The sequence below is a fragment of the Brevibacillus brevis genome, from assembly GCF_900637055.1.
GTDB classification, from domain to species: Bacteria; Bacillota; Bacilli; order Brevibacillales; family Brevibacillaceae; genus Brevibacillus; species Brevibacillus brevis.
Genome location: NZ_LR134338.1, coordinates 442335 through 456600, shown reverse-complemented (window position 1 = coordinate 456600; position 14266 = coordinate 442335). Strand labels below are relative to the sequence as shown.

At 49.1% G+C, this 14266-nt stretch carries 18 protein-coding genes and 1 tRNA gene; 16 read left to right on the top strand and 3 right to left on the bottom strand.

What is annotated here, in order from left to right; translation table 11 throughout:
- The first annotated feature begins 14 nt into the window (after nucleotides 1-14).
- The 15 genes from EL268_RS02645 to EL268_RS02575 all read left to right on the top strand — a co-directional run bounded on the left by EL268_RS02645 (nucleotide 15) and on the right by EL268_RS02575 (nucleotide 11121).
- Nucleotides 15-344, top strand: coding sequence for a DUF6848 family protein (locus EL268_RS02645; RefSeq protein WP_106656339.1), 330 nt, complete (start codon nucleotides 15-17; stop codon nucleotides 342-344).
- Between the two features lie 219 nt (nucleotides 345-563).
- Nucleotides 564-2870 carry a phage tail tape measure protein gene (locus tag EL268_RS02640; RefSeq protein ID WP_106656340.1) on the top strand — a complete coding sequence of 769 codons (2307 nt, stop codon included), beginning with the start codon at nucleotides 564-566 and terminating at the stop codon, nucleotides 2868-2870.
- 13 nt (nucleotides 2871-2883) lie between these two features.
- Nucleotides 2884-3405 carry a hypothetical protein gene (locus EL268_RS02635; RefSeq protein WP_092266336.1) on the top strand — a complete coding sequence of 174 codons (522 nt, stop codon included), beginning with the start codon at nucleotides 2884-2886 and terminating at the stop codon, nucleotides 3403-3405.
- Nucleotides 3405-4145, top strand: coding sequence for a hypothetical protein (locus EL268_RS02630; protein ID WP_106656341.1), 741 nt, complete (start codon nucleotides 3405-3407; stop codon nucleotides 4143-4145). Before EL268_RS02635 ends, EL268_RS02630 begins: the two co-directional genes overlap by 1 nt.
- Nucleotides 4142-4441: a hypothetical protein gene (locus EL268_RS02625; protein ID WP_106656342.1), complete on the top strand. Its 300-nt coding sequence runs from the start codon at nucleotides 4142-4144 to the stop codon at nucleotides 4439-4441. The genes EL268_RS02630 and EL268_RS02625 overlap by 4 nt, the downstream gene beginning before the upstream one ends.
- Nucleotides 4442-4445: 4 nt before the next feature.
- On the top strand, nucleotides 4446-4844 hold the full coding sequence (locus EL268_RS02620; protein ID WP_106656343.1) for a contractile injection system sheath initiator: 399 nt from the start codon (nucleotides 4446-4448) through the stop codon (nucleotides 4842-4844).
- On the top strand, nucleotides 4837-5997 hold the full coding sequence (locus tag EL268_RS02615; protein ID WP_106656344.1) for a baseplate J/gp47 family protein: 1161 nt from the start codon (nucleotides 4837-4839) through the stop codon (nucleotides 5995-5997). Before EL268_RS02620 ends, EL268_RS02615 begins: the two co-directional genes overlap by 8 nt.
- On the top strand, nucleotides 5994-6956 hold the full coding sequence (locus EL268_RS02610) for a hypothetical protein (RefSeq protein WP_106656345.1): 963 nt from the start codon (nucleotides 5994-5996) through the stop codon (nucleotides 6954-6956). Before EL268_RS02615 ends, EL268_RS02610 begins: the two co-directional genes overlap by 4 nt.
- A complete protein-coding gene (locus EL268_RS02605) occupies nucleotides 6953-7342 on the top strand; it encodes a hypothetical protein (RefSeq protein WP_106656346.1) in 390 nt (129 codons plus the stop codon). The genes EL268_RS02610 and EL268_RS02605 overlap by 4 nt, the downstream gene beginning before the upstream one ends.
- A 45-nt stretch (nucleotides 7343-7387) precedes the next feature.
- Nucleotides 7388-8464: a hypothetical protein gene (locus tag EL268_RS02600; protein WP_106656347.1), complete on the top strand. Its 1077-nt coding sequence runs from the start codon at nucleotides 7388-7390 to the stop codon at nucleotides 8462-8464.
- 18 nt (nucleotides 8465-8482) lie between these two features.
- On the top strand, nucleotides 8483-9460 hold the full coding sequence (locus EL268_RS02595; RefSeq protein ID WP_106656348.1) for a hypothetical protein: 978 nt from the start codon (nucleotides 8483-8485) through the stop codon (nucleotides 9458-9460).
- 2 nt (nucleotides 9461-9462) lie between these two features.
- The gene (locus tag EL268_RS02590; RefSeq protein ID WP_106656349.1) at nucleotides 9463-9771 is read left to right on the top strand and encodes a hypothetical protein; all 309 of its coding nucleotides are present in this window, start codon (nucleotides 9463-9465) and stop codon (nucleotides 9769-9771) included.
- Between the two features lie 15 nt (nucleotides 9772-9786).
- A complete protein-coding gene (locus EL268_RS02585; protein WP_106656350.1) occupies nucleotides 9787-9924 on the top strand; it encodes an XkdX family protein in 138 nt (45 codons plus the stop codon).
- 13 nt (nucleotides 9925-9937) lie between these two features.
- A complete protein-coding gene (locus EL268_RS02580) occupies nucleotides 9938-10864 on the top strand; it encodes an N-acetylmuramoyl-L-alanine amidase (RefSeq protein ID WP_164724422.1) in 927 nt (308 codons plus the stop codon).
- Nucleotides 10864-11121, top strand: coding sequence for a hypothetical protein (locus EL268_RS02575; protein WP_106656352.1), 258 nt, complete (start codon nucleotides 10864-10866; stop codon nucleotides 11119-11121). The genes EL268_RS02580 and EL268_RS02575 overlap by 1 nt, the downstream gene beginning before the upstream one ends.
- A 190-nt stretch (nucleotides 11122-11311) precedes the next feature.
- Here the strand turns inward: EL268_RS02575 and EL268_RS02570 are convergent, their stop codons facing one another.
- A complete protein-coding gene (locus EL268_RS02570) occupies nucleotides 11312-11932 on the bottom strand; it encodes an iron chelate uptake ABC transporter family permease subunit (RefSeq protein WP_106656353.1) in 621 nt (206 codons plus the stop codon).
- On the bottom strand, nucleotides 11925-12935 hold the full coding sequence (locus tag EL268_RS02565; protein WP_106656354.1) for a FecCD family ABC transporter permease: 1011 nt from the start codon (nucleotides 12933-12935) through the stop codon (nucleotides 11925-11927). Before EL268_RS02565 ends, EL268_RS02570 begins: the two co-directional genes overlap by 8 nt.
- Before the next feature lie 145 nt (nucleotides 12936-13080).
- On the opposite strand from EL268_RS02565, the gene EL268_RS02560 reads away from it, so the two are divergent.
- Nucleotides 13081-13155, top strand: a tRNA-Arg gene (locus tag EL268_RS02560).
- A 58-nt stretch (nucleotides 13156-13213) separates the two neighbouring features.
- Here EL268_RS02560 and EL268_RS02555 read toward each other — a convergent pair.
- Complete coding sequence (locus tag EL268_RS02555) at nucleotides 13214-14185, bottom strand: ABC transporter substrate-binding protein (RefSeq protein ID WP_106656355.1); 972 nt, start codon at nucleotides 14183-14185, stop codon at nucleotides 13214-13216.
- Nucleotides 14186-14266 lie beyond the last annotated feature (81 nt).

The window sequence follows — 14266 nt, the reverse complement described above, 5'->3', positions numbered from 1 at the left end:
CAGGAGGAAAAACCATGAAAGAAACCTTGAAATTTGCAAAACCTTCCGACGAGCAAGCCCAAGAACTGAAAAAGAAACATGGGGAACTCCATGAAATCTCTAACGACGATTACTATCTTCTTTTCAAAAAGCCAGAGCGGGACAATCTTTCTCGCTTCCTGAAAGAGTCGATGAAAGACACTTATCGCGGCTTGCGAAACCTCATTATGGACACGCTGGTTTTCCCGACGCGCGAAGAACTTGACAAGGAATTTGAGGTCCAGCCAGGTCTTGTCATCGGGATCGGGACAGAACTGCAAAAACTGGCGGGTACATCTGTTGATTTTTTCAGCAAGAAGTTGTAAAGGCCAAAGAGCTGGTCGAGGCTAACCCATTCTTAGCAATGGAGGCCCTGATTGCCGACACGCTCCATGTATCCCCGCTCGATCAGCAGCAGCTTTCCCATGAAGATTTTCTGATCCTTGCGGGGCAAGCCTCCTGGCTTATGGAGTTTAAAGCCAAAATGTCAAAGCCAAAGGGGTGATCGTATCGAGGGCATATTCAAACTTGGGTTTATCCTGGACTTGATTGATAAGATGTCCGGCCCTGCTGGTCGAATTGTTCAACAGATGCAACGAGTCCGGGAATCTGTTGCCCAAACAGGCCAAACCCTACGGACCATCGGGAATCAGGCTGCCGTTGCCGGAACAGCGTTTGCGGTACTGGCAGCGTCAGGAGTTGGCCTGATAGGTGGGTTGATACAGCCTGCGGTAGCAGTCCAAGATGCGTTAGCTCCCCTGGAGGTTGTGACCACATCCACTATGGGGAGCATGCAAAAATCGTTGGAAGCGTCAAAGAATGCCGCCATTGAATGGAGTATGGCCCATAAACAAGCAGTTGCTGAATTTTTGGACGCCAATACGACAATGGGATCGGCGGGCCTCAATGACATCCAGGCATTAGAGGGTACAAGACAAGCCCTAGCCCTTGCCACTGCAACCAAAGGAGACAACATCGAGGCGGCAAACCTTTTGGCGGTTGTTTACAACAACGTGGGTGATAAGACAAAAGATGTAACGGGTGAGATGACACGACTAGCCGATGTGATGGCTAAGTCTCAAGCTCTCTTCCAATACGCAAACTTAAACACCATGAATGAATCGCTAAAGTACGCAATCCCGTCCGCTTTGGGCGCGAAGCATGGGTTTGAAGAGCTGAATATCGTTTTAGGCCAGCTCAACAACGCAGGTCTGCAAGGATCAATGGCAGGTACAGCCTACTCAGCATTCATGAGGCAAATCCTGAAAGCATCGGGTGAACTGGGATTCGCCATCGCCAAAAATGCTGACGGCAGCTTCAACTTTATTGCTACCCTGGAACAAATTCAGAACAAGTACGGGGACCTCTCTAAGGCTTCGCCTCAAGTACAGATGGCCTTTCAAAAAGCGTTTGGAGATGAGGGGATTCGAGCGGTGCAGCTTCTTCTTCCTCAAATTGACAACATGAAGAAAGCTTTGCAGGACCTTGGGGATTCTGCTGGGGTCACAGCAGAGATGCAGGCCATTATGGAGCAGGCTCCTACAGCTCAGTGGCAAATCCTGCAAAACAATATCAAGGCCGTGCAATTACAGTTGGGGGATGCCCTACTCCCTGTACTGCAAAGTATGATCCCTCCCATACAAAGTGTGGTCCAATCGTTAAGCGGCTTTATGCAAGCCCATCCGATTCTAGCGCAAATTATCGGTCAATTTCTGCTGTGGGGAACCGTGATATTCGGCTTGCTGGCAGTGCTGGCCTTCTCTACTACTGCTGTGCTGTATATGGCTTCCTCCCTCATGCAGCTATGGCAAGGGCTAGTTTGGGCAGGTAAAGGAATCGGAACGCTCCGAACAAAATTGTGGGGCATGATAACGGCCCTGTATCAAAGCTCAGTTGCTGCGTTTCGCTTGGGAATGGTAGGACTCCGAATGTTAGCGCAGAGTGCCGTCACCCTAGCAGTGAGATTCTGGGCGCTGCTTCCGTCCATCTGGGCGACAACCGTTGCACTTCTCGCCAATCCTTTCACATGGATTGTCGTGGGAATCGTGGCCTTGATGGGGGCGCTGATATGGTTAGGCCAGAACTATGACATGGTTCGGGACAAGACTATCGAGCTTTGGAACACCATGACGACATGGTTCATGAACGGTTGGAATTGGGTCATGGGGATTCTTAATCAAGCGATTGCTTTCCTCCAACAATGGGGACCTACATTCTTGGCAATCTTCATGCCGATCATCGGCGTCCCGATGCTGATTGCTCAACACTGGGATCAGATTGTCGCCTACCTCTCCAACCTTTGGCAGACGTTCAAGAACAGCGGAGCTGGCTTGATTGAAGCCTTTGTCCAAGGGATTCAATCAGTCATCAACAAGCCTTATGAAGTCATGGAGCAAGCATTGACAAAACTTCGGCAGTTGCTCCCGTTCTCCGATGCGAAGGAAGGCCCTCTCTCCGAGCTGACAAGAAGCGGTCGGGCTGTTCCAGGAACCATCGCGGAAGGGATTGCCCAGGCCGGACGTGTTCTTCCACAGGCGCTGCAAAAAGCAATGGACCCGATGCTGCAAGGCATTCAACCCATTTCCATCCCGGTTGTTCCGGCGTTTGCTGGAGACGCAGGAATGGAGTCCGCCAGTGATTCGTTTGCTAGACGCTCAAGCAGCAGCATGTTTTCCGGCTTCTTTGGTCAAGATGCGACAACCGACGGAAGCAGCGGCGGATCAATCAGCCAAAGCAGCAGCTCCGTTGAGAGCAGACAGAACACGTACAATTTCAATCTGTACCAAAGCGGCAGCTCAGATCACAGCTTGCTTTCGGGCATTCGTCGCTACTTGGAAGCACACGAAGAATAGGAGTGCAGCCGTCATGATGATAAACGGACAGCTACTTCCCGCCATCGTTCAAAAAGTTGAAATTGATGGCGAAAGCGTAACGGATACCCTCGAAATTGAGGGCAAAAAAGACAAGATCAAAGACGCGACAGGATACCAAAACAAGACGATTCGCCTCTCGCTATTGATTATGGATGACGAACAAGGGACCTACCTGGACAAGATCGCAAAGATTGAAAAACTGGCGAAGCAGGGAAAGGTCCCCCCTGTTTATCCGATCAGCGATCCTCACCTCTTGGCCCGTGGGATCAGCAAGGTAAAGATCACCAATTTCAACACCAAAGAGTCCAGCGAGAAAAGCGATAATATCACGGCATCACTGGACATGATCGAATATATCCCGGTCCCTGTAAGCCTCATCAAGAAGAAAAAAGGCGAAACGAAGAAGAAGAAGTCCGATCCAATGCCGACGTTTGTCACGGTCCAAGACCCTCTGAAGAAATCGCCAGCCGTGGACGACGATACGCCGCACCGCCTGGGAGGTCTGAAAGAATAATGGCCTTAAACGTAGAGCTACACACCGATGACCTGGAACTGACTGGCGGCATCCTGAAGGTGGACATCTACCACGCTGCTGACTCTCCTGCCGATCTCGCCCGGCTCACGTTAGAAGATGAGCTGGCACAAGGAATGAGATTGCAAAAGGATCAGCGTGTCGAGGTATGGCTTGGAATTGAGGAAACGGAACGAGTATTCACGGGGCGGATCGCCTCCGTCGGAACGGAAATTCTCATCAAAGACTTTATGGTGGACATGCTGAAAACAAAAGTGACAAAGGCGCTGCGGGATGTTGACTTCCATGAATCAGCAGGTTTGCTCTTCCGTGAGTGCGGTCATTCAGAAGTTGTTCTCCCGGAAGATCCCAGCCCGATAAAGCCGAGCGTCATTTTTCACGGTTGGAGCGCTTATGACGAAGCCAGAAAACTAGCAAGAGCTTTTGGTTATTCGTTTCTTCCCTACTTCGATGCGGATGGCAAAGGACACTTTCATCCTGCCGATGACATTGACGAATGCCCGGCCTTTGAGCGAGGGAATAACATCGTCAATCTGCTGAAAACAGGAAACATGGTGGAAGTCAAAACGGTCTGCATGCCCAGCCTGTTCCATTCGATGGAGGTTATCATCGACCATCCGCAAGTGAAATCCGACGTCGTTCTCGTGAAGTCGATCCGGCATATCAGTGAAGGCGGGTCCCTCCGTACTATCTTCACTTTTGAGGATGTGACAGCCTCATGAGTGAAATGCAAGACGTGCGGATGCTACAGAGCTTCATTCTTCAGGTTCTCCGCAATGAACACCCAGACTGGTTTGCTCCTTTCAGGTATCCGATGTATGGCACGGTGATGAAGGCCGGAGGCGGGAAAGCTGACGTGCAAATTCTCACACAAGATGGTCAGCCAGATGAGGCAATTCCTGTACTGCTGGCAACCTACGATTCCAGGCGATTCCTTGACCTATTGAACGGCGATAAAGTATTAGTGGCCTTCCCATACGGCGATCCCACCGAAGCCAGAATCATTGAAAGGATGTGATAACATGGCTGATCTACAGCTCAAAAATGGCCAATTCGTCAGAACAGCGGACGGAGACCTTGCTCTCATAGATGATGAAGAGCTGACCATTCAGGAAGTGAGGCACGAATTTATCACGGAAAAAGGCGAAATTGACCTGCATTCTGAGTATGGCGCTCCACTGCTCCAGTTTCTGCATATGGAACAAAGCGAAGAGGCGGAAGCTGCAATCGCCAACGTCATTGCTGAAACCGTGAAAAAGTATGAGGTTGACGAAAATTCAATCCATGTCACCATTACCCGCTGGAGCTTGGACGGCATTCGGGGGCGAGTATCCTTCCGTCCAGTAGATCGCAGTCTACAGACTCAGCCCACGGTAGTTGACTTCTCCGTGAGCTATCAAGGGGTGGTCCTCCTTGATTGATCCTCAAGAATTGATTGATCCAATGCCTTCAGCTCCTGTATGGATTGATGAAATGAGCAAGGACCCGAACGTCGAAAAGTTGGGGCTGCGTAACACCAAACCGGGCGGCGTATGGCGAACGCTTTTGGAGGCTTTCTGGCGCGGTGGGCGTGACATTCGGAACCTGTTGCGATCCGTGGTCAATTCGATCTTCAATCCAACGGGTGACTGGGCAGACCTGAAAGCAGCCGAGCATAACGTCCAGCGGATTCTTGCGCGGCAGACGGAAGGAAAGGTCATCCTCACCAGGAGCGACGCCACAACGGACAGCATCATCCCGGAGGGTAGCATCTTTCGGACAAAGCCGGATATGCAGGGGAAAACCTACCGCTACCTATCGACAGCCCGCATGCTGTTCCCGGCGGGTCAAACGGAGCTACCTGTCCCGATCCGAGCTGAATCGCCTGGAGCTGCTTACAACGTCCCTGCCAACACCATTACGCAGATCGTCACACACTTACCAGTGGACGCTGTTACAAACCGCGACGATTGGATCACGGCTGAAGGACTTGACCGTGAATCGGACGACTCTCTGAATCTGAGAAGGCAGCTCGTTTGGACGGAGCTGGCCCAGGGCGGCGGGAATGCACTCACCTATGAGTCCATCGCCCGGAGTGTTCCAGGAGTCCTTTGGGTATCCGTTGATGATACCCACCCAAGGGGCCAAGGAACCGTGGACGTCTACATCGGCGGCGTCGCGGGTGCGCCTCCTGCTGAACTGATCGAGTTGGCCCAAGCAAAGCTGAATGAGAAGAAAAGCATCATTGCAGACGTTTTGGCAAAAGCGCCTACCATGATCCCGGTGAACATCGAAGGGACGATCTTTTATGACCCGGATTATGGGGACCCGACAACGCTCTTACCACAACATACCGAGGTTCTTCAGGTGATGGTTCGCATTGATCCTGACGACAAAGACAACTATCCGCTGGTTGAGAAAGTGGACAAATTCGGTTTGCCCGTTGATCGAATCGAAGGGAATCTGAGAACTATTCCCTATACGGTTAGCGTCAAGCTTACTTCTCCAGCTCAAGACCTGCTGCCATTGAAGAATCAACGGCTTGAGATCGGGACGATTAACCTGACATACCAAGCGGCGGTGAAACAATCATGAGCGCCTTTGGCAACTACTTTTATGAAATGGTTCATCGGGTTTTTAAGCTTCAGCCCACCGATGAGGAAAACGACATCTATTATTTTTCCCAGGGCTTGGGAAGCTTCTTTGACAAAGCAAAGCTTGATGTCTTTAAAATCCGTCGTGACGCTATGATCCCCACCGCTTCGGAAGCAGCGCTTGCCCTTCACGGGCGAGATCGCAACATGCCTCGCTATCGTGGGGAGACCGTCGAAGAGTACCGCAACCGCCTTTTGGCTGCTGTTCCCCTTCATCAAGAAATCGGAACAGAACCAGGAATGAAAAGAGCGCTTGCTCTCATCGGTTATCCAGGCGCAATCGTCTTGCCCTTCTACAAGCTGAAATACAGCGAGAACAAGATCGGTCAGATTGTCCGCCTCAAGATCGACGGGCTGCAAATTGATGGGAGCTGGAAGGTTGGAACGTATCACGTTCTCAACCAAGGCAGCGCAGCTCTGAAGATTGACGGCACATGGAAAATCGGAGTCGGATACAACCTGGACACACCAAACGGCGAGGACCTTTCCAAGCGATGGGCTGAGTTTATGGTCGATCTTAACGAACCAGATCAGCCATTCCTTCCCCATCACTTGCGGATCGTGGCAGACGCCATTCAATTCATGAAGCCTGCCGAGGCAAAGCTTTACTCCATCCGATTCAACAGAACCTTTGAAACACCACAAGTCACCGATCCAGCCGGGGAAATCAGTCTGATCATCACCGCTGAAACTGCCTTGCCCATCCTTCAGCCGGAGGTTGGCCTTGTGGTCAACCAGGAGGCAATGGCGATAGACGACATGATGACAGTCCATGAGCGGATCATCTTGTCGGCGGACCCGGTGAATTGGAAAGTGGATGGCTCTTGGAAGGTTGGCGGCAGCACAGAAAGACGCTTGCAGATTGAATACAGCGACAGCACAAGGAGGGTTAGACTTTGAGCAACATTGTAACAACGAGGCAGCGCGGCATTGATTTAGCCAATGCTTGCCTGAATGGAACCGCACCGCCTGGAATCACACAGATGAGTTTTGGTACTGGTGGTCATGCTCCTGGAGACATAACCACACCAGTACAGCCGGGCAGAACAGACCCGATGGAAAACCAAGTGGCTATTCTCCCATGCTCTGTACAGCATGATCCTACTGATCCGACCATCCTGGTTTACACCACGATTGTTCCCAAGGGTACGCTTGATGGCTATTCGATCACAGAAGCTGGCTTGCATTACGCTGACGGCACACTGGCCTACAGGATGACGTTCGGGGCCATCACCTTCGGTCAAATGATGGTGGATGGAACCTTCAAGATTAAAGAACGGTTTTAATGCCGTTCAAACGATATTTAAAAGCTATTCAAGGTGGTGAACAATTTGGCTGATCTTATCGGACAGTCTCAGTTTAAAGATCGTGTTCGCGGCATTGTACAGGGCGATGATGCAACTCCTGAGCTGTGGAACGGTCCCTATCAAGACCTCATAAACAATGACAAGTTTCTGAATGATACAAAGCTCGACAAGACTGAAGTCGCAGCCAACGGAGCAAATAAGGTCCCGCGCCTAGACGCTGCGGGCAAAGGAGCCTTTAGCATCACGGGCGATGCAGCCAGCATCGGCGGAAAGGTCCCCGCTGATTTTGTTCCAATGACTGAAGTCGCAGCCAACGGAGCAAATAAGGTCCCGCGCCTGGACGCTACGGGTAAGGGAGCCTTCAGCATCACTGGAGAGGCTGCAAGCGTTGCAGATGGATCGGTGTCTGATGCGAAAATTGCAAACCGCACCATCGACCAGACGATAGCACCCACAAACACAGGGTTGTTGTCCGCTCTGCTTGGCGGAATCGCTAATATGATTAAAGCCATTACTGGGAAAGCTGACTGGAAAACTGCGCCAAGAACCACATTGGAGAAGGCCGCAGCACTCGACCAAGACAACACTTTCACTGGAAATGTAATTGTAGACGCATCGGCAGCAGTGAGATATTTGATTGCTCGCATGGCTGGTGGCACTGGGGATCAAGGCGGTCTAATTGTAGATCAAGGAAGCGCCTACCGTATCCGCATGACGGCGCAAGGCACAGCTCTCGATAACGGATCAAACAGGTTTGATGTTAGGTTTGAAAAGGCGGCAGATAAAACTCTCGCAGGGAAAGGGAAAATTAACATCCTCGGTGCTTCGCAGATGAAGCTGGGAGACATTGACGTGGTTAGCCCCAACTACTTGGTACGACGCAGCGGCAAGGATGCGAATGGAAAATTTACGCAGGTTGATTATTTGCGGCCTGATGGTACTTTAGCAATTCGTACAACATTGACGGGCGCAGTAGATGCTAATGGGAATTACCCAACCATGCAGGTTGTAAAGTATGAACTGGATGGGGTAACTGTCATTTCTACAGTCAATAACCCGGTTACCTATGATGCCGACGGTGATTATCTGAATTGCGGTTAAGAAGGGAGGAAAGAAATCGTGGATACAGCACAATTATTGGCAGCGCATGGCATCGGATCGGGCGGGAATAAGAAAAAAGTAATGGTATTGGAGAAGGTTGCACAATACGGTGGTGCGAGTTTTTACAACGGAAAAATCCTTTTGAAAAACGGGTATATGTATGGACATGGCCCGAATACCAACGAATTTACTCGCCAGAAGTTAGACGATCAAACCGTTATCACAAAGACAATTAACCCACTTACAGACTACTTGCTTGACGGAAACTATATTTATGTGCTTTCAAGCGGAGTAGCCATTTATAAGTACGATTTGGCGCTGAACCTTGTGGCACAAAGCGCAGCATTTCCGGCAGGCGCAGCTATAGCGCAAACAGCAAACTATTTATATGTCATGGATGCGGCAGGAAAGAAGATTTATAAAGTCAGAAAGAGCGACCTTGTTACGGAGTCCACAACCACAACAGCAGATGCTGGTTACAACCTTGGCTATGGTTACACATGGTTTGCGATTAATGAAGAGTTGGGGTTGGCGGCATTTCAGTATTCTTCAACGTCCATTGTTGTTGCGAGGTTGTCGGATGGCGTGAGGGTGGCGCTATGTTCAACAACCTATCAGACCGTTGGGTTATTCTTCACGAAGGTTGACGGTATTGTTTTGCTAAACGCATTGGTGCAGGATGGGGCCAATTATTATTCCTTGTTTTACCGATGGAGAATGGATACCTATGCCAATACCGTTAATGGGGTTGGGTTGGAAAACCGAGGATCATCCGGGCGTATGTACGGCACGCACCAACTATTCCCAAATAGCAATATTTATATAAGTGCTGATAACGGCAGCCCGGTGGTTATATATCCCGGCGTTACTGATTTTACATGGACAGATACTCCGCCCAATAGCGGGGAACAAATTGCATCGGATGGGGTTTCTCAGGTGCTTGTGCATCGTTATTACACCACAAGAGTTTTATACAATATCAAATGGAGGGGTTAAGCATGATTTTTATTCGCCATGAGTCACCAGTTGGAGGAAAAGCCAAAGTATTGACAATTCATTATTTGCCGGAGGAGATCGGCATAAACAATGCGGCGGATGCAGAAAATGCAGGCGGCGTACTTGTTCCGACAGTACCCACCCCGGACAATATCGCAGGGAAAGAAGCGGTTTTATATTTCAATCCGACAACAAAAGAGTTTTCTTATGAGTATGTAGATAAGCCTTTAACGCAAGATGAAAAGATTGCGCAGCTAGAGCAACAATTAAAAATCACACAAGATGCACTAGATGCACTCTTGCTGGCATAAAACGGAGGGATTAAGATGGCGAGCAAACTTTATTCGTATTGCGCGATGAGATGGGAATCCGGCGCGTGGACTGAAGCTGAACTGACCACAGCCGTTACAAAAGGCTATATCACCGAGGGAGAAAAACAAGAGATCATGGCTTCGGGCCAGTAAGAGGTGAATTTTATTGAATAAATCACAAATCCAGAGCAACAAGTATTACAAGCAATTGCTAGAAATAGCTGTCGAGGACTTCATCCATGTAAACCAGTTTTCTAGGGATGGACAAGCCCTCAAGTCTCAATCTTCGGCGGTGTGGCACTACACTGCCGATCCTGGAGCTACTGCGAAGCGTGAGCAGCAATATTTCGATAATTTGAGGAATCAAAACCCGAATGACAACATCCCAGACCGCTACGCTGGCGCTCACATCTTCATTTACCAAAAAGATATTCGGATTATCATTCCCCTTTGGGAACGTGCCTATCACGCCGGGAATAGCTGGTATAACCTGAATGCAATTGGAATCGAGCTTTGTATCGAAAAAGACGGCAGCTTCCACCCTGACACTGTTGCTTCAGCCGTTAAAGTGGGTGCTTTGTTGCAGCTCCTTTTTGGGTACAAGACGGATCGCAACATAAGACACTATGATATTGAGCAAGTGAATGCACACGGCACAAGATGGCGGAAGCTCTGCCCTAAACCGTGGGTTGAGCAGCCAGCTCTATTCACCAAATTCAAAAAAGACGTTGAAGCTCAGATTCAGGCGCTTGTAAATCCACCTATGAGCAAACCTGTGAATACTGTGAATAGCCAAACTGTTGTGAAGCTTGAAATCGACGCAAAACCTACAGAAATCACAGGTTTCTTGAAAGATGGAAAAGCATACATTCCAGTACGAAAATTGGCTGATGCTCTCGGCAAGGGTGATGCGGTGGGTTGGTGTGAAGCGTCGAGAATGGTCCTTTTCTCCGGCTACGTCTTGAACAGCTCTGTTTTGATCGAGGGTACTGGCTTCGCCTGGGTTCGGGAAATTGCAAACGTCATGGGCATGGATGTTGACTGGTCTGAAGATACAAAAACTGTAAAATTGAAAGGCAAGGTGAAGCTGTAATGTTACAATTTGACTTGTCAGTATTCGATGCAACTGTAATCCCTGCGATGCTCTTTCTCCTTTGGATCGCTATTCAATTGGGTGTGCCGAAGAAGTTTATCCCGCTCCTTGCTGTTGTGCTATGCGTCCCAGTTGGCCTGTACTTCATTGGGATGAATGGAGTTGGCCTGATCGCTGGAATACTGCTCGCTGCTTCTATAGTAGGTTTCCATAGTGGGGCGAAGAACACTATGCAGCTTTTCAAAACGAGCAAATAACGGGCTTCTAGGGCTTGTGGGAACGACTCGCCTTGAAGGGAAACTAGATTTAAACGAATGTATGTTCGTATAAAATACCCTTCAAACTTGATTTAAAGAGCGTTTAAATGCAATATAAAAGGGTCTCCTGTTAGCATATTCAGGGACCCTTTTATACATTATTTCATTCAACCTACTGAATCGGACTATCTCATTTTGCGCGTCGCGTTTTCTCATTTTGCGCGTCCGCATACACTTGGGAAGCGAGATAGATTGGACCAGATAAGATGAAATAAATAGACAATGCACTCATTGCCGTTGAGATCGAAACACCTATTAAAGCAAAGCGAAACGGAGAGACCCCACGTTTCCAAGCAGTTATGTAAGTGAGAAAAGCAGCAAAAAATCCACCGATTAGCGCAGCAACTGGCAGCCAGTGAATACTGTACGCTCCGTTGGAAAATGCGATGAAAGCCATAGCCGAAGCTGTTGCACCACTTGTCGTCCCGATCAAATCTGGCGAAGCCAGCGGGTTGCGGACGAGGGCTTGGAGAATAGCACCGGACACAGCCAACGCTGCACCCACAAGTACCGAGAGCACAATGCGCGGCAGACGCAACTCGAGCACGATGAGTTGCTCAGTGCCATTTCCCAAACCAACCAAGGTTTTCAAAACTTCCAACACGGGAATGCGTGTACTGCCCAATCCGATACTAATGACGACAGCAGCCACCAGCAGAATAGCCAAAAGGATCAAGATGCCCATCGACCTTTTTTCCACATGAAAAGAGAACATCGGCTTCTGACTTCGAATCACTTTAAAGTTATTCATGTGCCCTCCTCCTTACAATGGCAATGACGAACGGCACTCCTAGAACGGCAGTAGCTACTCCTACAGGGACTTCTTCCTGCACAAGCAAGAACCGGGAGATCACGTCAGCCACAACGAGGAATATGGCACCTAACACGACGCTGTAAGGCAAAATCCAACGGTGATCAAAGCCGACCAAATACCTCGCAATATGGGGAATCATGATTCCAACAAAGCCAATGGGGCCGGTCAAGGCTACAGACCCACCTGCGAGAAGTACGACAACCAATACGATCGCCGTCTTTATCCATATAATCTTTTGTCCCAGACCTGTGGCAACATCGTCACCCAGTGCCATCAAATTGAGAGAGCCTGCCATAAAACATGCCAGTATCCACCCACAGAACAAATAGGGAATAATCATCAAGGCGTGCTGCAAATCGCGTCCAGACACAGATCCCACCAGCCAATAGAGCGCTTCCTCTAACGTCTGGTTACTCATGAGCATCAATAAGGAAGTCAACGAAGAGGCAAAAGCGGCCACAGCCGAGCCCGCAAGTGTCACTTTTAACGGCGAGCTCCCACCTCGTCCCGCTGATCCAAGCAAATAAACCAGAATAGCCGTAAATCCCGCGCCCAAAAATCCAATCCACATCAACTGTGTAAAGGAATAAACGTTCCCTGCCAAAAACAACGCAATCACAATGAACAGGGCCGCTCCCGAATTGATTCCCAAAACAGAGGGGGAAGCTAACGGATTGCGGGTGAGTGCTTGCAGAAGAACTCCCGCTACAGCCAGGCTTCCTCCGACAAATGCAGCCGTAATTGCCCGAGGTACTCTCGTATCCTTAATAATAAGATGTTCTGTGCTCCCATCGAACTGAGTATACGCCTCAATGGCTGTTGATAGAGGTAAGTTTTGCAATCCATACAGTACGCTTGCCGTCATGGCCAACGCAAGAATCACGATCCCCATAATCAGTACAGACCATTTTTGAACACGGCTGCATAAAAAAGATTGCACGTTCGATCCCCTTCTCTCATGCTGCTGCCCATTTAGATATGGACCGAGTTCATATTCATGAAAAAATCCACTAAAACCACTTTTTTCGTTTGCATTTTGCCTGATCGCTGTCATATAATGAAATAGTGTCATTAAAAAACACTATACGCCTGTAGCTCAGTGGATAGAGCAATGGTCTCCGGAACCATGTGCGGGGGTTCGATTCCCTTCAGGCGTACCATAATTGCTAACCAAAAGGCTGGATGCTTCCAGCCTTTTTTATTTTCCTATCTCTTCTATTAGTTGATGTCCGCAAAGATCCTCTCGATATCCTTCACCATCAAGTCCGCTGCCAGGATTCCCCCGGCCGTATTCCAAATAGCTTCGTTTACTTGATACGCACGGCCTGTCTGTACCACCTTCATGTTCTTCGCGAGTGGATCACTTAGCCATTCTTGTGCGGTCTTCGAAGCTCCGGTATCCCCATTACGGTCAGAGGTGAAGTAAAAGAAAACATCTCCGTCCAGTACATTGATCTGCTCTTTTGCGATATCTTTGGAAAACTCCGCCTTGTTCTGCTCCGCTGGACGTGCAAAGCCTAGCTTGTCGAAAATAACCCCTGCAAAGTTTTGTTTATAGTAGACACGTACTTTCCCAGGCTGGAATCGTGCCAACGAGATTTCCATCTTCGCTTTGTCACCTAGCTTGGTTTTAGTCTCGGCGATCAATTTATCGAAATCAGCCAGGACTTTCGCTCCTTCTGTTTCCTTATTTACCGCATGCGCATATAATTCGAAGTTTTCAATCATGCTGTCACCAAGGTTTTCTGTAAAAACGGTTGGCGCAATCGCTGATAACTGCGTGTAAATCTTCTCTTGTCGCACTTTTGTTCCGAGGATCAGGTCGGGCTTTAAGCTGGCAATCAGCTCCATGTTAGGTTGTGTCTCGTCCCCTACGACTTCAACCCCACTCATCTGATCTTTAATATGGTCGAACCACGGTTCTCCGATCCATGATTTAACTGCTCCTACCGGCTTGATTCCCAATGCAAGCAAGCTTTCTGTCCCCTGGTTGGTCAAAACAACGATGCGTTGTGGGGTACCCTTGATTTCTGTTTCACCCATGGCATGTGTAATCTTGCGGACCTGTTCTGACTGCGGCTGCTCTGTTTGTGCCTGTGGGGCTGGAGCAGCCGTTTCCGTACCGCAAGCAGCCAAAAGCAGCGACATGATCATCGTCACTAGCAGTGAGAGCTTTCCTGTTTTAAACATAGTTGTGTCCCCTTTTACGGTAATGAGTATCATTATCAATTTGGAAGTAAAAAAATAGGCCTATCTATCTGTGCTTCCTCT

Coding starts and splice junctions, on each gene's coding strand:
- EL268_RS02610 (WP_106656345.1), top strand. CDS start 5,994: ATGAGCGCCTTTGGCAACTACTTTTATGAAATGGTTCATCGGGTTTTT.
- EL268_RS02590 (WP_106656349.1), top strand. CDS start 9,463: ATGATTTTTATTCGCCATGAGTCACCAGTTGGAGGAAAAGCCAAAGTA.
- EL268_RS02645 (WP_106656339.1), top strand. CDS start 15: ATGAAAGAAACCTTGAAATTTGCAAAACCTTCCGACGAGCAAGCCCAA.
- EL268_RS02630 (WP_106656341.1), top strand. CDS start 3,405: ATGGCCTTAAACGTAGAGCTACACACCGATGACCTGGAACTGACTGGC.
- EL268_RS02555 (WP_106656355.1), bottom strand. CDS start 14,185: ATGTTTAAAACAGGAAAGCTCTCACTGCTAGTGACGATGATCATGTCG.
- EL268_RS02570 (WP_106656353.1), bottom strand. CDS start 11,932: ATGAATAACTTTAAAGTGATTCGAAGTCAGAAGCCGATGTTCTCTTTT.
- EL268_RS02635 (WP_092266336.1), top strand. CDS start 2,884: ATGATGATAAACGGACAGCTACTTCCCGCCATCGTTCAAAAAGTTGAA.
- EL268_RS02585 (WP_106656350.1), top strand. CDS start 9,787: ATGGCGAGCAAACTTTATTCGTATTGCGCGATGAGATGGGAATCCGGC.
- EL268_RS02575 (WP_106656352.1), top strand. CDS start 10,864: ATGTTACAATTTGACTTGTCAGTATTCGATGCAACTGTAATCCCTGCG.
- EL268_RS02625 (WP_106656342.1), top strand. CDS start 4,142: ATGAGTGAAATGCAAGACGTGCGGATGCTACAGAGCTTCATTCTTCAG.
- EL268_RS02620 (WP_106656343.1), top strand. CDS start 4,446: ATGGCTGATCTACAGCTCAAAAATGGCCAATTCGTCAGAACAGCGGAC.